Here is a 19992-nt window from a genome sequence, read left to right on the forward strand (position 1 = left end):
TTTTCTGGCTTTTTTCTCAACCACTTTTCAGGAGACAGCATGAAACACATCGGCGTTATCGGCGCATCGGGCCTCATGGGACACGGCATTGCACGCAACCTGCAGGCCAAGGGATTCAACGTCAGCCTGACCGTGCACCGCAATACGGAACGCGTGGCCGACCTACTGGCCGCCGGTGCGAAGCAGGCCGCCAGCCCCGCCGAATTGGGCGCGTGCGACGCGGTGATTATTTGCGTGACGGGATCGCCGCAGGTCGAAGAGACCCTGCTCGGGGCCAATGGCGTACTGTCAAAGGCGCGCGCCGGGTTGATCGTGATCGACACCTCCACCAGCGAACCCGAATCCACACGCCGCCTGGCCGCCCTATGCGCCGAGCGCGGTGCGACGCTGGTGGATGCACCACTGGCGCGCACGCCGGTGGAAGCCGAGCTCGGCAAGCTCAACACCATGGTGGGCGCAGAGCAGGCCGTGTTCGACAAAATCCGGCCGGTACTGGCCGCCTATTGCGAAAACATCTTTCACGTAGGCGGCCCCAGCGCCGGGCATGTGATCAAACTGCTCAACAACTTCATCGGCCAGGCAATTTGCACGGCTACCGCCGAGGCCTTTGCCGTGGGCGCACTGGCGGGCATTCAGCCGCAAAAGCTGGTGGAAGTGATTTCGGCCGGCGCGGTGAACTCGGGCCTCTTCCAGGCCATGGCCAAGACGCTGAACGGCGACTTCAACGGCCTGAAGTTTGAGCTGGACAACGCGCGCAAGGACCTGCGCTACTACACCCACCTGGCCGAGATGGTGAATGTTCCTTCTCTCGTGGGCGAGGCCGTGCACCAAAGCCTGGCCACCGCCAGCGCGCTGGGCCAGGGCAAGAAATTTGTCACCGCCCTTGTGACGGCACAGGAAAAACTCACAGGCGCGAAAATCACGCCGCAGTGAGCCGCGGTTCGACGGCGCCTAAAGCGCCTTGGCGTACACCACGAAGCCGGAGTTTTCCGCCACCTGGTCATACAGCCTCATGGCCGTGTTGTTGGTTTTGTGGGTTTGCCAATAAACGCGGGTAGAACCGGCGGCCTGGGCTTTCTCGTACACGGCTTCAATCAGCGCCTTGCCAACGCCCCGGCCGCGCACGGCTTCAGCCGTGAACAGATCCTGCAAATAACAGACCGGCGCAATGCGGGTGGTGCTACGGTGATACAGGTAATGCGTGAGGCCCACGAGTTCGCCGCCAGACTCCGCCACCAGAGCGTGGACAGGCTCATACGCATCAAAAAAGCGCGACCAGGTCATTGCGGTGATGTCGTCAGCCAGCGCCGTCTGACCGGATCGGCCGTAGAACTTGTTGTAGCCCAGCCAAAGGGGCAACCAGGCCTCGAAATCCTGCGGCGCTATGGGACGAACGGTGATGGATGAAGCCACTGGCATGGGCACCTCTTGATGATGGCAGGCAGGGTTGATGCCGGAGAGAGCGGGTATCAGCCGTTGAACGCGACAGGCTGGGTAGTGCCGGCCTTGTTGCGCACGACAACCGTGCCGGCGAGCTTGTCGTGCCAGCCCTGCTTGCGGGCGTCGAAAGCCACCCAGAAAAAACCCAGGCAAAAGGGAATGGTGGACAGCACATAACCGACGTAGCGGATGACGAACTGGCCTGCCGTGGCCTTGAGGCCGGTCCTGGCGTCCACGATGCGGGCAGCAATCGCCATTTTCCCGGGTGTCGCCTGCCGAACGATCCAGAAGCCCACGACCACCACAGCCGGAATAACCCATGAGATCAGGAAATCCGCCGGCCCCTGAACCAGCTTTGTACTGTTCCAGTAAGCGGTGCCGTAGATGACCGTCAGCAGCGGGAAGATCAGCACGCAGAACAACACGGTATCAATCAGCGATGCCCAGACGCGTATCCAGAAGCCGGCATATTCAAGTTCTGATGTTTCCATGGTTCTTTTTTGCTGAACAAGTTTGCAGTCACAGCGGATTCAGTCCGCCACCGCCGGCACACGCTGTGTCACCGCGCACATGAGCTCATAACCGACGGTGCCGCCGGCGTGCGCCACTTCGTCGATCGGCAGCACCGCGCCGCTGGAGGCGCGGCCCCACAGCGTCACCTCGGTGCCGATGCCCGCGCCGGGCACGGGAGTCAGGTCCACCGTGATCATGTCCATGCTGACGCGCCCCACCATGCGGGTGCGCACGCCATTCACCAGCATCGGCGTACCTGTGCTGCAGTGGCGCGGGTAGCCGTCTGCGTAACCGCAGGCCACCACGCCGATGCGCAACGGGCCGTCGGCCGTGAAACAGGAGCCGTAACCCACGGTATCGCCGGCTTTGAGCTCCTGGATGCCGATGATTTTCGATGACAGCGTGATGGTGGGCTGCAAATCCCAGTCGGCCGCGCCGTGCTCGGGAAAGTCGGGCGCGCTGCCGTAAACCAGGATACCGGGCCGCACCCAGTCGGAGCGCCCGGCCAGCACATCGCCGTGCCGCAAGGTGGCGGCGCTGTTGCTGAGGGTGCGCTCACCCGGCAGGTCGTGCGTGACGGCGTCGAAGGCCTTCAGCGCCGCGGCGATACCTTTCGGGCCGTCTGCATCGGAAAAATGCGTCATCAGCGTAATCTCTTCGACCTGGGGCAATGCATTCAGGCGCGTCCACGCCGCACGGTAGCGTTCGGGTGCAAAGCCCAGCCGGTTCATGCCCGAATTCATCTTGAGGAAGACACGGTGCGGCAGCTGCGTCTTGTGGGCAGCCAGCATGTCGATCTGCTCGTTGCAGTGAATGGTATGCCACAGGCCCAGGCGGGAGCACAACTCGAGATCCCGCGCCTCGAAGCAGCCCTCCAGCAGCAGGATGGGGCCGCGCCAATCAAGCGCGCGCAGGCGCTGCGCTTCAGCCAGGTCCAGCAACGCAAATCCGTCGGCGCTGCGCAGCGCATCAAAAACACGTTCGATGCCGTGACCATAGGCATTGGCCTTGACGACGGCCCAGACCCGCGCATCGGGCGCGGCAGCGCGCGCGCGGGCAAGGTTGTGGGCAAGCGCTGCGGTGTGAATGGTGGCAAGAATGGGACGTGGCATGGCGCAGTAAATTGTTTTCCGGGAGCGTGGCAGGCTGGCGGGCCCGTCGGGACGAAAGGCCTCTGGATGAGGTCTTTTGCATTCTGACACCGCCCCCCATGCTATAAACCGGAATCGTCTGGAGACATTCACCCTTATCTTGCCGCATCAGATCCGCTGATGCATTGATGCAGTGACCACAACAGTTTAATGAAGCGCGGTTTCTACACCATCATGGCGGCCCAGTTTTTCAGCTCGCTGGCTGATAACGCGCTGTTTGTGGCCGCCGTGGAGCTGCTGAAAACCAGCGGCGCGCCCAAATGGCAACCGGCGGCGCTGGTACCCATGTTTGCGCTCTTTTACGTGGTGTTAGCGCCTTTTGTGGGGGCTTTTGCCGATGCCCGCCCCAAAGGCAACGTCATGTTTGTCAGCAATGCCATCAAGGTCATCGGCTGCCTGATGATGCTGTTTGGCTCCCATCCGCTGCTGGCCTATGCCATCGTCGGGCTCGGGGCGGCGGCTTACTCCCCCGCAAAATACGGCATCCTCACCGAACTCCTGCCGGCTTCGCAGCTGGTCAAGGCCAACGGCTGGATTGAAGGCTTGACAATTTCCTCCATCATCCTCGGCGTTTTGCTGGGGGGCCAGCTCGTGGGCCATTCAGTGTCGTCGCTATTGCTTTCGTTTGACTTTCCCATTTTCACTACCGGCATCGACACCGCCCCTGAAGCCGCGATCTCCGTGCTGATCCTGCTCTACATCATCGCGGCCTGGTTCAACACACGCATCCCCGACACCGGCGTGGAGATGCGGCCCATGCCGCGCAACAAGCTCGAGCTACTGCCCGATTTCTGGAACTGCAACTCAGCCTTGTGGCGCGACAAGCTGGGTCAGATTTCCCTGGCGACCACCACCCTGTTTTGGGGCGTGTCGGGTAATTTGCGCTACATCGTGCTGGCCTGGAGCGCGGCCGCCCTGGGCTACAGCACGACGCAGGCCTCGTCCCTGGTCGGTGTGGTGGCCATCGGCACCGCCGTCGGTGCCGTGCTGGCCTCCATGCGCATGCGGCTGGACCAGGCCACCAGCGTGATGCCGCTGGGTATTGCCATGGGCCTTCTGGTCATCTTGATGAACTTCATCGGCAATGTCTGGGTGGCCGCGCCTTTCCTGATCCTGCTGGGTGGCCTGGGCGGCTTCCTGGTCGTGCCCATGAACGCGCTGCTGCAGCACCGCGGCCACAACCTCATGGGCGCGGGCCGCTCGATCGCCGTGCAGAACTTCAACGAACAGGCCTGCATTTTGAGCCTGGGGGCTTTCTACAGCCTCTCCACCGGCATGGGCCTGTCGGCCTTCGGCGCCATCACAGCCTTTGGCGTAGTGGTGGCAGGCTTCATGTGGGTGATCCAGCGCTGGCACAAGCGCAACACCGTCAAATACAAAGAGCAGGTGGACCACCTGCTGAGCATCGCCCGCAGCGATAAATCGCACTGATGCTGGCCGATGCTCCCGGTGCTCCCGTACGCGGCGGCACGTCAAAAGCCGTTCTCGCGCTCACGCTGAATGCGTTCGTCTGGGGCGTTTCGTGGTGGCCGCTGCGCCAGCTGCAAGGCCATGGCCTGCACCCGCTGTGGACCACGGCGCTGGTTTACGCGGTCGTGGTGACCGGTTTGCTTACGCTGCGCCCCACCGCCTGGCGTGGTTTTGTTGCGCATCCCCAGCTGTGGTTCCTGGCGGCGGCTTCGGGCCTCACCAATGTCGGATTCAACTGGGCGGTGACAGTGGGTGACGTGGTGCGTGTGGTGCTGCTGTTTTATCTGATGCCGGCCTGGTCGGTGCTGGTGGCCTGGGTCATGCTGGGCGAAAAGCCCTCGGCCGCCTCGCTGCTGCGCCTCTTGCTGGCCATGATGGGCGTGCTGATCGTGCTCAAGTCGCCCGACTCGCCGTGGCCCATCCCCCAAGGCGGCGCCGACTGGCTGGCCATCATGGGCGGCTTCAGTTTTGCCGTGACCAACGCCGTGCTGCGCAAGTACAACCACACCCCCAGCGAATCACGCATGCTGGCCATGTTTGGGGGCAGCGGCCTGATGGCGGCCGGCGCCGCGCTGCTCGGCATGTCGCAGCTGCTGGTGCCTGCGCCGGCACTGGCTGCAGCGGGCATTCCGGTAGTGTTGGCGCTCAGCCTGGCCTTCATGGCCAGCAATGCGGGTCTGCAGTATGGCGCGGCGCGGCTGGCTGCAGGCACAACCGCCATCGTGATGCTGACTGAAATCCTGTTTGCCAGCCTGTCGTCGGCCGCGCTGGGCGCGGCCGAACTTACGCCGCGTGTGCTGCTGGGCGGCAGCCTGATCGTGCTGGCCGCGGTGCTGGCGGCCATCGCACCATCGGCGACACCCCAAACCGCGCCCGGCGGTGCAGAATCGCACTGAAATAAGAGCCCCCACGCTTTTCGCTAGCGCGTAATGCGCTGCCCCTTGCACAAGAAGAGGGGGGCTAATTTCCCTTGGGGCGGCCCGGCGGAAAATTGCATCATGTTTCAATGGCAGTTCACACAGGAGACAACCATGAGCGCAGCAAAAACGGTTTACGACTTCCAGGCCAAAGACATCACAGGCAAAGACGTCGCACTCGATGCTTTCAGGGGCAAGGTCATGCTCATCGTCAATACCGCCAGCAAATGCGGCTTCACGCCGCAGTTCGCCGGGCTGGAAGAGCTGTACAAACAATATGCCGGCAAAGGCCTGGCGGTCCTGGGTTTTCCCAGCAACCAGTTTCTCTCGCAAGACCCCGGTAGTGACGACCAGATCGCCGAGTTCTGCCAGGTCAACTACGGCGTGAGTTTCCCCATGATGTCCAAGATCGACGTCAACGGCCCCGCCGCCCACCCGCTGTACCAGTGGCTGTCGGCCGAGGCGCCCGGCCTGCTGGGCATCAAGTCCATCAAATGGAACTTCACCAAGTTCCTGGTCGGCAAGGACGGGAAAGTCATACGGCGTTATGCGCCCAGCGACAAGCCAGCAGACCTGGCCAAGGACATCGAGGCTGCGCTAGCGGCCTGAGCCGCCAGCGCCCCACGTCAAGGGGGTTTGGGGCCGGCTTTGACGGCCCGCAAATAATCCGCCAGCGTACGGCCGGCCTCATGGCCCATGCGCTCGTCCAGCACGTTGATCGCGGCCATGCGGTCCACGCGAAAGTTGCGGAAGTCCTGCCGTGCTTCGCACCAGGCGCCCAGCGTCCAGACGCTGCCCCAGTAAAAACAGCCCAGCGGCCAGAGCACGCGCCGGCTTTCACGCCCGGCCGCATCAAGGTAGCGCACATCCACCTTGCAACGCGCATGCACCGCTTCGCGCAAAAGCTGCAGGCTACGCTGCATGGCCTCATCCGGATTGATCACCACCGCATACAGCGGCACGCCTTCGGCCGCTGTGCGCGCCGCGGGCGGCAGCACCGAAAAAATCTTGCCCCAGGCGGCCTCCGCATCACCCGCCATAGCCGGGTCCAGCCAGGCCTGCGCCAGGCGCACTGACGCGGCCAGCGCATTGGCTTCCTTTTGCGTGAACATCAAGGGCGGCAAATCAAACCCCGCGCCCAGCCGGTAACCGACGCCGGCCTCGCCTTCGATGGGCACACCCTGGTGCTGCAGGTCGGCCACATCGCGGTAAATCGTGCGCTCGGAAACTTCGAGCCGCTTGGCGAGGAACTCCGCCGTGCTCAGGCGGCGGCCGCGAATCAGCTGGACGAGATGGAAAAGGCGGTCGGCGCGGCGCATGGTTTGCAGATGATAGGGGAACGCCCACCCGGCTATAGTGCAAACCGTGATCACCATGCAACTGCTTCTTCAAATTCTCGCTTGCGTCGCAATCGTGGCAACCCTGGTGATCGCGCCCGTCGCATGGTTCCGCATGGTGCGAGCCCAGACGCAGTCGGTCTATTGGAAGAACATGGCGCTCTTTGTGGCGCCTATGCTGTTGACCTTCCTCCTGGCCAAGGCTGCCGGTCTCATACCGGAAGCCTCAGCACCGCCATCCACGATCCCGACGGCTAAGGATGTCCTGGCAAGCATGCCACCCGGTCAATTGATCCTGCTCTCGTTAATAGCGGTGCTCTGGGTCGGCGGCGGAAATTTACTGCTCTATCTGAATCGCAGGCGGCTCGGGAAGAAGTGGTGGCAGGCCCTGAACCCATTCGATCCTCCGTTCAAGGATTTCAACACCGCTGAGTGGCTGGCGCTGGGAGGCCTTGTGGCCGGCTCACTTACTCTTGGCGCGCTTGCTGTTTCGTATGGTCGCGGGGCCTGGTAACTGATCTTCCATGCATAAGCTCGCTTGCCTGATCGCCGCAATGCTGGCGACCCTGTCCGTCCAAGCCCTTGCCGCCGACAGCCAATGCTTCGGCACGGTCAGCAAGGGCCGCATCGAAGGCAGCGTCAAGCTGCCGACCAGCGGCCCCAACTTCTCGGCTTACAGCGCGATGGCCGCCACGGCAGGCCGCACGCATGTGCATGCCAAGGTCGCGGACGTCATCACCGCGTCCTACGCGGCGCTCCACGCCACCAGCCCATCGACCACCTATGTCTATGGCGAAACGGGCTGGCCTTCTGGCGGGCGTTTCCGGCCGCACCGTACGCATCAGAACGGCCTGTCCGTGGACTTCTTTGTGCCGGTCCGCGACGCGCAGGGAAAATCCGTACCGCTGCCGGCGGGGATCGGCAATCGCTTCAGCTACGACATTGAGTTCAATGCCGACGCCCAGTACGGCGAATACACCATCGACTTCCCCGCGATCGCCGAGCATCTGTACCAACTGGACCTGGCCGCGAAAGCGCGCGGCGCCGGCATTGCCCTGGTCATTCTTGATGCGCCGTTTTTGCCCCGGCTGTTCGCCACGCCGCGCGGCGCTTACCTGAAGCAAAACCTGAACTTCACGAAAGGCAAGCCCTGGGTTCGCCATGACGAGCATTACCACGTGGATTTCGCCATCCAGTGCAAAGCCAACACGGGCTAATGCTTGCGGCCGGCGTAATGCCTTGGCTATAGTGCCAACATCGGATCGACCTTACAGCCCCATGAAGCTCACCGTCCGCCCCCTCACGCCCGAGCGCTGGCCCGATCTTGTAGCGCTGTTTTTAGCCAAAGGCTGTTCGGTCGCGCGTGGCTGCTGGTGCATGTATTACCGGCGCAGCGGCGCACGCGAGCCACTGCCCGCGGGCACCACCGCCCCCCAGGCCAATCGCGCCGACCTGAAAAAACTCACTCGCGGCGACACCCCGCCCGGCCTGATCGGCTACCGCGGCAAGGTGCCTGTCGGCTGGGTGTCGCTGGGGCCGCGCGAAGACTATGCCAAGCTCAAACGTTCGCCGGTGATGAAGCCGGTCGATGACAAACCCGTCTGGTCGGTCATCTGTTTTGTCGTGCCATCTGAATATCGCGGCCAAGGTGTCGCGCGGGCACTGCTGGATGGGGCCATCGCCTACGCCAAAAAGCAGGGCGCCACGCTGCTCGAGGCCTATCCCGTGGACAAGCCCGGCCGCTCCCATGACGACGCTATGTGGTTCGGCGCCAAGTCCATGTATGACGATGCCGGCTTCAAGGAAGTCGCGCGCCGCAAGCCGCAGCGGCCTGTCGTGCGGCTCAAGCCTGTCTAAGTCCTGTATGGCCTATAGCTACCTTTTCTTCGAACCCGCAAGGTTGCCGCTGACCCCGGATGAACTCAACGACAGCACAGTGCGCCCGCTGGACGATGCTGTCGCGGTGCGGGCCGCGCTCTCGCGCATGCTTCCCGCTATCGCCTGGGATGATGATGAGCAGACCGGCCGCATGCAGGCCGACGAAGGCTGGATCGAATTTCAGTTGCCGGCCTCGGAGGACACCTTGAGCATGCGCTGCTCGCTGCGGGCCGACTATTCGGCCCTGGTGCAAAGTCTGTGCGACCAGTCAGGCTGGCTGGCATTCGACGAGCAGCCCATGTGTTTTCAGCCCGGCCAGCCGCCCATGTCTGCCTAACGATCAGGCGCTGGACACAATCTCCAATATAGTGGAAAATAAATTCCACCATGACAGAATCTTCCTCCGACCTGAACCAGCGCATCGCCGAGCGCGTGCGTGAGCTGCGAGCCACCAAAAGCCTGTCGCTTGACGCACTGGCCGCTAAAAGCGGCGTGAGCCGCTCCATGATTTCGCTGATAGAGCGCGGAGAAAGCAGCCCCACCGCCGTGGTGCTGGAGCGGCTGGCCACCGGCCTGGGCGTGATGCTGGCCTCACTGTTCGACGCACCCGCCGCCCGGGCGCCCGCCAGCCCGGTGGCGCGCCACGCGGAGCAACTGCAGTGGCAGGACCCGGCTTCGGGCTACCTGCGGCGCAACATCTCGCCGCCGGGCGTCCCGCAGCCCATGCAGATCGTCGAAGTGCATTTCCCGCCGGGCGGGCGCGTGGCCTTTGAAACCGGCGCGCGCGATGTGCGTGTGCACCAGCAGGTGTGGGTGCTCGAAGGCGCCATCGACATCACGCTGGGCGACGCGCGCCACGCGCTGCGCGAGGGCGACTGCCTGGCCATGCAGCTGGACCGGCCCACCATGTTCCACAACCCCACGCGAAAGCCCGCGCGCTATGCGGTGGTGATCGCCACCGAACGGGCTTGAACCATGACGAACACGATAACCTGGTCGCTGCGGCGCCTGCCCGCCGTCACTGACGAGCAAATTGCCGGACTCACCGATGTGCTGATCGACTGCGTCGAAGGCGACGCTTCGGTGAGTTTTATGCACCCGCTGTCGCGCGAACGTGCGGCGGGTTTCTGGTGCGGTGTGGCGCGGGGCGTGGCCGCGGGCGAACGCGCGTTGCTGGTCGCCGAGGATGCGCGGGGTATCTGCGGCACGGTGCAGCTGGTGCTGGCCCAGCCCGAGAACCAACCGCACCGCGCCGACCTGGCCAAGATGCTGGTGCACCGCCGCTGCCGGCGCCAGGGCCTGGGTGAGGCCTTGATGTGCGCCGCAGAAAACATGGCGCGCGACTGCGGCAAGACGTTGCTAGTGCTGGACACCGTGACCGGCGATAACGGCGAACGCCTGTACCAGCGCCTGGGCTGGAAGCGCGTGGGCGTGATTCCCGGCTATGCGCTGCTGCCGCGCGGCGGGCTGGTGGGCACGACGGTGTTTTACCGCGAGCTGGCCTAGTCGTTACCTACAGCTCCGGAAATAGCGCCATGGGGCGCGGAGGCGCAGCGGCGGTACCAGCCGCCTCAAAGCCCAGCGCCACAAGGTCCGCATGCACGGCCCGCGCGACCAGGCGCATGTCGTGCTCGCTGACCTCGAACAGGCCGAAGCGAAACTTGTAGCCCCAGTGCTGGCGGTTTTCCACAAACTCGAACTCGTCCAGCCAGGGCAGTATGGACACCTCCCGCCCGGCCACGTAAGCCACGTCGCGGCGAAAGGGCACAAAGCCGCCACCCATGTCGAAGGCATAGGGCTCACCGGCCTGCACCACGCCTATAGAGACAAAGCGCTGGAATTTGTCTTTGCCGCCCATGGTCAGCGCGGGCGAGTAATAGGCCACGCGGTCCCCCGCCAGCACCTTTTTCAGCGGCCCACATTTGCCGTGGCACACCTGCATGTAGCCAGCCCCCGGCGTCCCGCAGCCGCGCCGCGCATGCTCGGCGCTCGCAACGGCAATCCAGTTCTTGCGGCCCATCACGCTCAAGCCGCGGCGTGCAGGCCGACGCGGTTGCCGTCCAGGTCGGTGATGTGCGCAAAAAAACCCAGACCGGGCGGCAGCGCCTGGCGCGGCAAGGCGACCTTGCCGCCGGCCTTGACGGCGCGCGCCAGTGCGGCATCCAGCGAAGGCGAGGCATCGAGATAAATCAAGGTGCCGCCGGACGCCGGAGCAGGCGCTGTGGGGCCGGCCAGGATCGCACCACCCACGCCCTCCTCCGCTTCATAGGGAAACACCGCGCCTTCGGACGGGCCCATGGGCTCGCGGCGCATCTTGCACTCGAGGACCGCTTCGTAAAAGGCCTGGGCTTTGTCGAGTTGGGTGCTGGGAATTTCAAACCAGGTGATGGCGTTTTTCATGGGAGGCTCCTTGTGTTGAAGAAGCCTTGATGGTGCTGACCTGCTACTGACAGCGTGATGTCAGTAGCCTTCCCTTTTCGATCGCGATAATGGCTCGCTATGCCAGATCAACCTGCTAAGAAGCCCTCGTTTGTTTCACGCTACCTTGGCCCCTTGTTACCGTTGAGTTTTGCAGCGGTCGGGGTATGGATACTGATTTCCGGGCGTTACGTCTACCGCCCCGGGCGCTCGGGCGGCATATTAGCGCTGCTTCCACCAGACTCATTCTTTGCAGCCCTGTTTTTCATCTCACTTTCGTGTGTGATTGCCGCTTTCGGTTTTTCGGGGCGCAAGGAGTGGTGGCTTTTTTGGGGTGGGCTCACCGGTTGCGTCGGCGCGTTGCTGATTGAGGGTGCCCGTCAGTTGTTGGGCCTGGCTGTCTACGGCTGAACGGCACAGCCCAAACCGAAAATCGGGGACTCAGGAAGCCTGCGTGGGAGTTAGTGCTGCGTCCAGCACCTCCACCCAGTGCCGCACCGGCGTTGCCGTGCCGCTTTGCAGGTGGGTGATGCAGCCGATGTTGGCCGAGATGATGGCTTCGGGTGCAGCGGCTTGCAGGTTGCCGAGCTTGCGGTCGCGCAGTTGATACGCGATGTCGGGCTGCAGCACGGAGTAGGTGCCTGCCGAACCGCAGCAGAGGTGCGCTTCGCAAGCGGCCAGCTTTACGTCAAAACCCAATGTGCCCATCAGCGTCTCGACCCCGCCGCGCAGCTGCTGGCCGTGCTGCAGCGTGCAGGGCGGATGAAACGCCAGCGTGCCGGTTCGTGCCGTGACCTTGCCCTGCAGCTCACCGACCAGCTCCGGCATGAGCTCGCTGAGGTCGCGCGTGAGTTCGCTGATGCGTACGGCTTTGGCCGCGTAGGCGGGATCGTCCCTGAGGATGTGGCCGTATTCCTTGACGGTGACCCCGCAGCCCGAAGCATTCATGACAATCGCCTCAACACCCGCGCCCTCGCCAGCTTCCACATGCGGCCACCAGGCGTCGATGTTGCGCCGCATTTCTTCCTTGCCGCCCTCCTGGTCGTTCAGGTGGAATTTGACGGCGCCGCAGCATCCGGCTTTTTGCGCCACCACCGTTTGTATGCCGGCGGCGTCGAGCACGCGCACCGTGGCGGCATTGATGTTGGGCATCATGGCGGGCTGCGCGCAGCCTTCGAGCATGAGCATCTTGCGGGCGTGCTGGCGCGCGGGCCATGGGCCGGCGGCCTGCCTGGCCGGTACCTTGTTTTTGAGCGATGCGGGCAAGAGGCCGCGGACGGCTTGTCCGGCTTTCATGGCGGGCGCAAAAAGCGGCGACGGAAGGCCTTCCTTGAGAGCCCAGCGCACGGCACGCTCACCGGCCGGGCGCGGCACGCGCTCGTCAACCAGCTTGCGGCCGATATCCACCAGGTGCCCGTATTCCACCCCGCTGGGGCAGGTGCTTTCGCAGTTGCGGCAGGTGAGGCACCGGTCCAGGTGCAGCTGGGTCTTGCGTGTGGGCGCTTCACCCTCCAGCACTTGCTTGATGAGGTAGATACGGCCGCGCGGGCCGTCAAGCTCGTCGCCCAGTAATTGGTAGGTGGGGCAGGTGGCCGTGCAAAAACCGCAATGCACACATTTGCGCAGGATGGCTTCAGCCTCCAGGCCGTCAGCGGTGTTTTTGAATTCAGGGGCGAGGTGGGTTTGCATGGCGTCAGGACCCTTCTTTCAGGGCCAGAGCGAGGGCCTTGCGCCGGGCAGCGCGCTGGAAATCCGCATACAGCGGCGGCAAGGACAAGGTCAACAGCATGAGGGCCAGGGGCACGACCCAGATGAAACCGACGTATTTGAAGCCGGCCGCACCGACCAGGCCGCCGGCAATGAACATGGCCAGCAAGGTGCCCAAGAGCCGTACCTTGATGCGGTTGGCACGCACACGGGACTCGATGGAGCTGGCGGTACGGTTCCAGTAAAACATCTTGCCGAGCTCGATGCCAAGGTCGGTGATGACGCCGGTCATGTGCGTGGTGCGGATCTGGGAGGACGAGATTTTGCTGACCAGCGCGTTTTGCAGGCCCATGGTGAAGGCCAGCACCAGCACGGTCAGGGGCACGGCGAACGGCGTCTGCCGGTTCAGCGTTGCGCCAAGCAGGCCGAAGACCAGCAAAAGAACGGACTCGAGCAACAGCGGCAGGGCGAACTCACTGCGAAGGTGCCGGTGGCGCGCCCAATTGACCAGCACGGCCGTCACTGCCGCACCCAGGGTGAAGGCCAGCAAGGCGCCCACCGCACCCAGCACCAGTGTCAGGTTCCCAAGGATGAGGTTGTCGGCCACGATCGAGACAAACCCCGTCATGTGCGAGGTGTACATGCTGACCAGCAGGAAGCCCCCGGCGTTGACAGCCCCGGCATTGAACGCAAGCACGCCGCCGAGCAGGCGGTTGATGGTGGGCGTGCGGTGCTGCCCGGTGAGATGGCGCAGGCGGCGCATGAATTACCAGCCCGCCGCCATGCGGCCGCGGTTAAGGATTCCGGCGGGATCGAACTCGCGCTTGAGGTCCCGGTGGATCCGGTCCAATGGCGGCTTTAATGCATCAAATCGGGCTGTAGCACCTGCTGGTATTGCGCCGGCAGCTATAAAAAGAGTAGCATGTCCGCCAGCCTGTGCAGCGGCCGCACGCAATGCCTGTGCTTGCCCCGCGCCTGCCCGTACCCATCGCTGGGCGCCATGCCATTCCACCAGCGGCGAGTCGGGCAAATCCGGAACATGGGCCGTTTGCGGCAAGGACAGCCGCCACAAGTCCTGGTCGACCTGGCGTGCCCGGAACCACGGGTGCTGCTGGTTGCGACAGTCCTGCCAATAGCCGGCAGCTTCGGCGCTGCCTTGTTTCTCGCCGCCCAGCACCTTGCAGGCGGCTTCGACCGCGGCAACCGCGCCGCGCAATCGCAGACAGAGCGTACCGATGCCGGCCTCTTCAGACCAGCAGCTCGCATTGAGCGGCAAGGGCCGGCCGCCCCAGGCATTCAGCCAGTCAAGCGCCTGCGCCTGGCTGCATTCAAAGCGCAGGGTGGCCTCGGCAGGCGCTACCGGCAGCACCTTGAGGCTCACTTCAGTGAGCACGCCCAAGGTACCCAGGGCACCCACCATGAGCCGGGAGACGTCATAACCCGCCACATTTTTCATGACCTGCCCGCCGAACGTGAGCAGTTCGCCACGCCCGTTGATGAGCTTGAGGCCCAACATGTAATCACGCACCGCGCCCACGCTGGCGCGTGCTGGCCCGCTCAGGCCGCTGGCAACCATGCCGCCCACGGTGGCTTTTGCCCCTGAACCGTCAAAACGGGGCGGCTCGAAGGGCAGGCACTGGCCCTGGGCCGCCAGCAAGGCCTCGAGTTCGGCCAGCGGCGTGCCGGCGCGCGCAGTCACGACCAGTTCACTCGGTTCGTAGCTGATGACACCCGCGTATGGCGTCATGTCGAGGATGTCGCCTTCCAGGGATTGGCCGTAAAAGTCCTTGGTGCCGCCGCCGCGAATACGCAGCGGCGTGCCAGTGGCAGCGGCAGCGCGTATCCGCCCGGTCAGGGAGTCCATCACGTCAGTGTCTGAAGGCATGGCTGGGATGGTACGTGGGTATCGCGCCTGGGGAGTTGATCTTTTTGCATGCCGCCTGTTCGGTTTTTTCAGAGGCGAAGCTCAATCCTCGAAAAAATTCACCGGCAAGCCGGGCACATCCACCCGCATCGAAAACACACAGCCAGACTCGGGATAGGCCTGCAGCTCGGCGGCCGGCCGGTTGTAGCTTGCCGTGGTGATGTAAAGCGTTTGCAGGTCGTCGCCGCCAAAACACGGCATGGTCGGGCATTGCGCCGGCACGGGAATTTCAGCCAGCAGTTCTCCGGCCGGCGACAGCTTGAGAAGGCGCGCACCTTCAAACATGGCCACCCAGTAGTTGCCCTGGATATCCACCGCGGCGCCGTCAGGCCGCCCGCCATAGCCAGGCATGCCGAACTGCCAGCCGGCAGGCTTGCCCGGCCATTGGTGGAAAACACGGCGGTTTCCCATGGTGTTGCTGTCGGCATCCCAATCCCAGGCGTGTGTGGTGTGCGTGGGGGTATCCGTCCAGTACACGGTTGCGGCGTCCGGCGACCAGGCCAGGCCATTGGCAATGATGGCGCCGCCTGCCTTACGCTCCACCACGGGCACGAGGCTGTTGCGGCAGTCGATGGAAAAAAGCTCGGCCACGGACTTGTCCCGTGGTTCGTACATCGTGCCGGCCCAGAAGCGGCCGCGGGGGTCGGCCTTGCCGTCGTTGAACCGCGTTGTGTTGGTGTCATGGCCGGCCCGCATGAGCTGCTGGAGCTCGGCGCCCCACTCGCGGGCGCGGTAAATGCCGTCGCGCAATGCGATCACCAGGCCACTGCCTTGCCCCTGTGTACGGGCCGGCGCAATGCTGCCGGGCTCCGACGGCATGGCCCAGCTTTGCACCGTCCCCATAAAGACGTTGCAACGGTGAATCTGCCGGCCTGGAATGTCAACCCAATACAGCATTTGCTCGTCGGGATGCCAGAACGGCGATTCACCCAGTTCACTGGGTTGTGCAACAACGGTTTGCCATGTCATGCGGCGTTCCTTGAAAGGCTGAAAAGTGGACAGGGACCCAAGGTTAGCACCGGCAGGGCCGCCGCCGGAAACGGCCCCCGCAGCCGAATCCCGGCGATCGTGCAACGCCCACAAGGCACGCGTCAAAAAAAACAGCCCACCGGCTTGCGCCAGCGGGCTGAACATCCAAAGGAGATACTCAATCAGGGGGCTGCCCTGGGGCAGCCCGAATTCGTCTGACTATGAATTAACGGTTGTAGGCGGTCTCACCGTGCGAGGTGATGTCCAGGCCTTCGCGTTCGTCTTCTTCGCTGACGCGCAGGCCAATCGTGAGGTCAACCACCTTGTAGGCGATGAAGGAAACCACACCGGACCAGACGATGGTGATCAGCACGGCCTTGGCCTGGATCCAGACCTGGCCGGCGATGGTGTAAGCGTCAGGCGTCACGGCCGTGGCGGTCACCCAGTCACCCACGAAGCTTGGGCCACCCAGGGCTGGCGAGTTGAAGACGCCGGTGAGCAGCGCGCCCAGAATACCACCCACGCCATGCACGCCGAACACGTCGAGCGAGTCGTCAGCGCCCAGCAGTTTCTTCAGGCCGTTCACACCCCAGAGGCAGGCGAAGCCGGCGATCAGGCCGATGATGAGGCCGCCGCCGATGCCGACGTTGCCGGCTGCGGGCGTGATGGCCACCAGGCCGGCGACAGCGCCGGACGCTGCACCCAGCATCGAGGCCTTGCCGCGCATCAGCGCTTCACCGACGCACCATGCCAGCACAGCGGCAGCGGTAGCACCCAGCGTGTTGATGAAGGCCAGGGCGGCGAAACCGTTGGCTTCCAGGGCGGAGCCGGCGTTGAAGCCGAACCAGCCCACCCACAGCAATGCGGCGCCAACCATGGTCAACGTGAGGCTGTGAGGGGCCATGGCTTCCTTGCCGTAGCCGATACGCTTGCCTATGCAGAAGGCGCCTACCAGGCCGGCGACAGCGGCGTTGATGTGCACCACGGTACCGCCTGCAAAATCCAGGGCGCCCATTTGCCAGATATAACCGCCCTTGGCGCTCATGGCGTCGGCGACTTCCTTGCCGGTGTAGGCGTCAGGGCCCATCCAGAACCAGACCATGTGGGCAATAGGTGCATAGCTGAAGGTGAACCAGATCGCCATGAACAGCAGCACTGCGGAGAACTTGATGCGTTCGGCAAAGGCGCCAACGATCAGCGCGCAGGTGATGCCGGCAAAAGTGGCCTGGAAGGCTGCGAACACGATCTCGGGGATCACGACACCCTTGCTGAAGGTGGCGCCATTGGCAAAGGTGCCCGCGACGTTGTCCCAGATGCCCTTCATGAAGAGCCGGTCGAAGCCGCCGAAGAAGGCGTTGCCTTCGGTGAAAGCCAGGCTGTAGCCATAGATAAACCACAGCACGACGATCATCGAGAACGTCACCATGACCTGCATCAGGACGGACAGCATGTTCTTGCTGCGGACCAGACCGCCGTAGAACAGGGCCAGGCCAGGCACGGTCATCATGATGACCAGCAGCGTGGAAACCATCATCCAGGCGGTGTCGCCTTTGTTGGGAACGGGCGCGGCGGCAGCCGGTGCAGAGGCTGCAGCTGCAGCGGCGGGTGCTGTCGCTGCGGCAGGCGCGGCGGCGGAAGCAGCAGCTTCAGCCGGCTTGGCTTCTGCAGCGGAAGCGGCGGGTGCAGCTGCCGGGGCCTGCGCCATCACGGCGCCGGTCGTCAGCAGGCTCAGTCCCAGTACAAGGGAGGCAAGTAGTTTTTTCATGTCTATGTTCTCTTCGTTTTTTGGGGTAAGCCTTACAGCGCTTCCTTGCCGGTTTCACCGGTACGGATGCGCACGACCTGCTCGAGGTTGTAAACAAAAACCTTGCCGTCGCCGATCTTGCCGGTGCGGGCGGCGCCCTCAACCGCTTCAATCACGCGATCCACCAGATCGTCGGAGACTGCTGCTTCGATCTTGACCTTGGGCAGAAAATCGACGACATACTCTGCACCGCGGTACAGCTCGGTATGGCCTTTCTGGCGGCCGAAGCCTTTGACTTCAGTCACAGTAATGCCTTGCACGCCAATGCCGGAAAGCGCTTCACGCACTTCGTCCAGCTTGAACGGTTTAATGATGGCCGTTACGAGTTTCATTTTCAGGGTTCCTCCAGGGATGAATAGGGAAGCAGCATCGTCAAGCACCACCTCAGCCGGATTAAGGCTTTTGTACGAGTCATTGCTGATGGAGTCTCCGTAGAAGCTCCAAAGGTTGGCAACTTGCGTGGACTTCTTAGCAGGTAACGTGCCAAAGACGCTTTGCATGGATGACCGGCCCGCCCCTGAACTTCGAGCGAACCTCCGCGAATCGCGCCGGATACGATGCACCAATAAAGGGCAATCAAGCGCACAATTTTGGAGCATTAAGCTAAAAAGGCATCACCAAGCCTGTCTTTAGTGCACGGCGGTCTTCTGCAACGTTCGTTTCTGGGACGGCCAGCACCAGGAGATCGGCGGCAAGAATGCCACGGCGGATCCTGGTACTGACACAACCAGGCAAGTGCACGAGACGAAAGTGAGTGCCACTATCGGATGCAGCGGGGCACACCTTTCTGGTGAACCAGCGGGTGGCTTCTCTCGCTAGGCGATACTCGTCTTAGGTGAAGGTATGGTGCACCTGCAACCCGGGATGGCCTCGGGTTCAGTTGTGATGCCGCCTCTGAGGGAGGAAGTTTCGAATGAGCTTGTCTTTAGTGCATAGCCGCGCCTTGTTGGGCCTGGAAGCAAGGCCCGTGCAGGTGGAGGTGCATCTTGCCAACGGTTTGCCCAGCTTTACGCTGGTCGGGCTTGCGGAAACGGAAGTCAAGGAAGCGCGTGAACGCGTGCGCTCGGCCATCCAGAACGCCGGACTGGAATTTCCCGCCAATAAACGCATTACGGTCAATCTGGCACCCGCTGATCTTCCCAAGGATTCCGGCCGTTTCGATCTGCCCATCGCGCTCGGAATCCTGGCGGCCAGCGGCCAGATCGACGCCCGCAAACTGGAAGGCTATGAGTTCGCCGGCGAGTTGTCGCTGGGCGGCGACTTGCGTCCCATTCGGGGAGCGCTTGCCATGAGCCTCGCCCTGGCGCGCCCGGCACGGCTTGCCGCCGAGAAATTGCCGAAGCTGGTTCTGCCAGAGGCCAGTGCCCAGGAAGCAGCGTTGGTCCCCGGCGCCGAAATCTTTCAGGCGCACCATTTGCTCGATGTGGTGAGGCAATTTTTGCCGGGCGACACCCCGACTGAAGCAGGGGAAGGCTGGTCTCGCGTCAAGCCGATCGTGCCTTCGGGGCAGTCCCCATATCCTGATCTGGCCGACGTCAAAGGCCAGGCGGCGGCCCGGCGCGCCCTGGAAATTGCCGCGACCGGCGGGCACAGCGTACTGATGATGGGCGCCCCAGGCTCCGGAAAATCCATGCTGGCACAGCGCTTTGCAGGCCTGCTGCCGGCCATGACCACCGAAGAAGCACTGGAAAGCGCAGCGGTGGCGTCATTGGGCGGCCGGTTCACGCTGGACAAATGGGCGATACGCCCCACCTGCGCGCCGCACCACACGGCCAGCGCCGTTGCGCTTGTCGGTGGTGGTTCCCCGCCGCGGCCTGGTGAAATTTCCCTGGCGCACCGCGGCATCCTGTTTCTGGATGAACTCCCGGAGTTTCCGCGGGCAGCCCTGGAAGCCCTTCGTGAACCGCTGGAGTCCGGCACCATCACCATTTCGCGAGCCGCCCAGCGCGCCGAGTTCCCGGCGCGCTTTCAGCTGGTCGCAGCGATGAACCCTTGCCCCTGCGGTTACCTCGGCTCGAGCTTGCGGGCTTGCCGTTGTTCGCCCGAACAGGTATCGCGTTACCAGGGCAAGCTCAGCGGCCCGCTGCTGGACCGCATCGACCTGCATGTTGAGGTGGGTGCGCTTGCAGCCGATGAACTGGTCAACGCGCCGCCGGGCGAAGCCACTGCCGTTATCAGGGCCCGGGTTGCCACGGCACGTGATCGTGCTATTGCCCGGCAGGGCACCACCAACCAGGCGCTGGAAGGCCAGGCCATTGATGCGCAATGCCAGCTCGATGACGCAGCCGCGAAATTCCTGAACACCGCAGCAGCGCGGTTGGGGTGGTCAGGCCGCAGCATCCATCGCTGCCTGAAAGTGGCCAGGACAATTGCCGACCTCGCAGGCGCACAGGCCGTCCAGGTCGTCCACGTCGCGGAAGCCGTGCAGTACCGTCGGGCGCTCAAGGCAGCCCATTGACCAGGG

At 63.5% G+C, this 19992-nt stretch carries 24 protein-coding genes; 12 read left to right on the forward strand and 12 right to left on the reverse strand.

Annotated elements, in window-relative coordinates; genetic code table 11:
* Positions 1 to 39 precede the first annotated feature (39 nt).
* Positions 40 to 933, forward strand: coding sequence for an NAD(P)-dependent oxidoreductase (locus AC1DZE_RS18135; RefSeq protein WP_477700391.1), 894 nt, complete (start codon positions 40 to 42; stop codon positions 931 to 933).
* An 18-nt stretch (positions 934 to 951) separates the two neighbouring features.
* On the opposite strand, the gene AC1DZE_RS18140 is transcribed toward AC1DZE_RS18135, so the two are convergent.
* From AC1DZE_RS18140 to alr, 3 genes are read right to left on the reverse strand one after another with little or no spacing between them, the layout of a single operon-like run.
* Positions 952 to 1419 (reverse strand): N-acetyltransferase family protein, encoded by a 468-nt coding sequence (locus AC1DZE_RS18140; RefSeq protein WP_477674486.1) that lies wholly within the window; start codon positions 1417 to 1419, stop codon positions 952 to 954.
* A gap of 50 nt (positions 1420 to 1469) precedes the next feature.
* Complete coding sequence (locus AC1DZE_RS18145; protein WP_477674485.1) at positions 1470 to 1931, reverse strand: RDD family protein; 462 nt, start codon at positions 1929 to 1931, stop codon at positions 1470 to 1472.
* Between the two features lie 39 nt (positions 1932 to 1970).
* Positions 1971 to 3065, reverse strand: coding sequence for an alanine racemase (alr, locus tag AC1DZE_RS18150; protein ID WP_477700392.1), 1095 nt, complete (start codon positions 3063 to 3065; stop codon positions 1971 to 1973).
* Between the two features lie 189 nt (positions 3066 to 3254).
* On the opposite strand from alr, the gene lplT reads away from it, so the two are divergent.
* From lplT to AC1DZE_RS18165, 3 genes are all read left to right on the forward strand, one after another.
* Positions 3255 to 4535: a lysophospholipid transporter LplT gene (gene lplT, locus AC1DZE_RS18155; protein ID WP_477651481.1), complete on the forward strand. Its 1281-nt coding sequence runs from the start codon at positions 3255 to 3257 to the stop codon at positions 4533 to 4535.
* Positions 4535 to 5470 carry a DMT family transporter gene (locus AC1DZE_RS18160; protein ID WP_477700393.1) on the forward strand — a complete coding sequence of 312 codons (936 nt, stop codon included), beginning with the start codon at positions 4535 to 4537 and terminating at the stop codon, positions 5468 to 5470. The genes lplT and AC1DZE_RS18160 overlap by 1 nt, the downstream gene beginning before the upstream one ends.
* Before the next feature lie 135 nt (positions 5471 to 5605).
* Positions 5606 to 6100 (forward strand): glutathione peroxidase, encoded by a 495-nt coding sequence (locus tag AC1DZE_RS18165; protein WP_477670281.1) that lies wholly within the window; start codon positions 5606 to 5608, stop codon positions 6098 to 6100.
* Positions 6101 to 6117: 17 nt separating this feature from the next.
* Here AC1DZE_RS18165 and AC1DZE_RS18170 read toward each other — a convergent pair whose 3' ends face one another.
* A complete protein-coding gene (locus AC1DZE_RS18170) occupies positions 6118 to 6810 on the reverse strand; it encodes a helix-turn-helix transcriptional regulator (RefSeq protein WP_477670282.1) in 693 nt (230 codons plus the stop codon).
* Positions 6811 to 6865: 55 nt separating this feature from the next.
* Between AC1DZE_RS18170 and AC1DZE_RS18175 the strand changes: the two genes are divergently transcribed.
* From AC1DZE_RS18175 to AC1DZE_RS18200, 6 genes are all read left to right on the forward strand, one after another.
* A complete protein-coding gene (locus tag AC1DZE_RS18175) occupies positions 6866 to 7342 on the forward strand; it encodes a hypothetical protein (protein WP_477674104.1) in 477 nt (158 codons plus the stop codon).
* Between the two features lie 10 nt (positions 7343 to 7352).
* Positions 7353 to 8045 carry a penicillin-insensitive murein endopeptidase gene (locus tag AC1DZE_RS18180; RefSeq protein ID WP_477670284.1) on the forward strand — a complete coding sequence of 231 codons (693 nt, stop codon included), beginning with the start codon at positions 7353 to 7355 and terminating at the stop codon, positions 8043 to 8045.
* Positions 8046 to 8106: 61 nt separating this feature from the next.
* A complete protein-coding gene (locus AC1DZE_RS18185) occupies positions 8107 to 8685 on the forward strand; it encodes a GNAT family N-acetyltransferase (protein WP_477674105.1) in 579 nt (192 codons plus the stop codon).
* A gap of 7 nt (positions 8686 to 8692) precedes the next feature.
* Complete coding sequence (locus AC1DZE_RS18190) at positions 8693 to 9043, forward strand: hypothetical protein (RefSeq protein ID WP_477670286.1); 351 nt, start codon at positions 8693 to 8695, stop codon at positions 9041 to 9043.
* Positions 9044 to 9093: 50 nt separating this feature from the next.
* Positions 9094 to 9678: a helix-turn-helix domain-containing protein gene (locus AC1DZE_RS18195; protein WP_477700394.1), complete on the forward strand. Its 585-nt coding sequence runs from the start codon at positions 9094 to 9096 to the stop codon at positions 9676 to 9678.
* A gap of 3 nt (positions 9679 to 9681) precedes the next feature.
* Entirely contained in the window at positions 9682 to 10212 is a 531-nt protein-coding gene (locus AC1DZE_RS18200; RefSeq protein ID WP_477674302.1) for an N-acetyltransferase family protein, read from the forward strand.
* Between the two features lie 7 nt (positions 10213 to 10219).
* Here the strand turns inward: AC1DZE_RS18200 and AC1DZE_RS18205 are convergent, their stop codons facing one another.
* Both AC1DZE_RS18205 and AC1DZE_RS18210 read right to left on the reverse strand, forming a co-directional pair.
* A complete protein-coding gene (locus AC1DZE_RS18205) occupies positions 10220 to 10726 on the reverse strand; it encodes an EVE domain-containing protein (RefSeq protein WP_477674304.1) in 507 nt (168 codons plus the stop codon).
* Between the two features lie 5 nt (positions 10727 to 10731).
* Positions 10732 to 11106 carry a VOC family protein gene (locus AC1DZE_RS18210; protein ID WP_477674301.1) on the reverse strand — a complete coding sequence of 125 codons (375 nt, stop codon included), beginning with the start codon at positions 11104 to 11106 and terminating at the stop codon, positions 10732 to 10734.
* 99 nt (positions 11107 to 11205) lie between these two features.
* Between AC1DZE_RS18210 and AC1DZE_RS18215 the strand changes: the two genes are divergently transcribed.
* Positions 11206 to 11535, forward strand: a complete 330-nt coding sequence (locus AC1DZE_RS18215) for a hypothetical protein (protein ID WP_477670291.1) — start codon at positions 11206 to 11208, stop codon at positions 11533 to 11535.
* A 30-nt stretch (positions 11536 to 11565) separates the two neighbouring features.
* Here the strand turns inward: AC1DZE_RS18215 and glcF are convergent, their stop codons facing one another.
* From glcF to glnK, 6 genes are all read right to left on the reverse strand, one after another.
* On the reverse strand, positions 11566 to 12813 hold the full coding sequence (gene glcF, locus AC1DZE_RS18220; protein ID WP_477700395.1) for a glycolate oxidase subunit GlcF: 1248 nt from the start codon (positions 12811 to 12813) through the stop codon (positions 11566 to 11568).
* Positions 12814 to 12817: 4 nt separating this feature from the next.
* Positions 12818 to 13594 carry a YoaK family protein gene (locus AC1DZE_RS18225; RefSeq protein WP_477670293.1) on the reverse strand — a complete coding sequence of 259 codons (777 nt, stop codon included), beginning with the start codon at positions 13592 to 13594 and terminating at the stop codon, positions 12818 to 12820.
* A gap of 3 nt (positions 13595 to 13597) precedes the next feature.
* Entirely contained in the window at positions 13598 to 14716 is a 1119-nt protein-coding gene (glcE, locus tag AC1DZE_RS18230) for a glycolate oxidase subunit GlcE (protein ID WP_477672973.1), read from the reverse strand.
* 81 nt (positions 14717 to 14797) lie between these two features.
* Entirely contained in the window at positions 14798 to 15724 is a 927-nt protein-coding gene (locus AC1DZE_RS18235; protein ID WP_477672972.1) for an SMP-30/gluconolactonase/LRE family protein, read from the reverse strand.
* A gap of 226 nt (positions 15725 to 15950) precedes the next feature.
* Positions 15951 to 17489 (reverse strand): ammonium transporter, encoded by a 1539-nt coding sequence (locus AC1DZE_RS18240; RefSeq protein ID WP_477670296.1) that lies wholly within the window; start codon positions 17487 to 17489, stop codon positions 15951 to 15953.
* A 32-nt stretch (positions 17490 to 17521) separates the two neighbouring features.
* Entirely contained in the window at positions 17522 to 17860 is a 339-nt protein-coding gene (glnK, locus tag AC1DZE_RS18245; protein ID WP_007873831.1) for a P-II family nitrogen regulator, read from the reverse strand.
* 581 nt (positions 17861 to 18441) lie between these two features.
* Between glnK and AC1DZE_RS18250 the strand changes: the two genes are divergently transcribed.
* Positions 18442 to 19986 (forward strand): YifB family Mg chelatase-like AAA ATPase, encoded by a 1545-nt coding sequence (locus tag AC1DZE_RS18250; protein WP_477670297.1) that lies wholly within the window; start codon positions 18442 to 18444, stop codon positions 19984 to 19986.
* The last annotated feature ends 6 nt before the right edge of the window (positions 19987 to 19992 follow it).

Source organism: Polaromonas sp. P1_F1, from assembly GCF_056405795.1.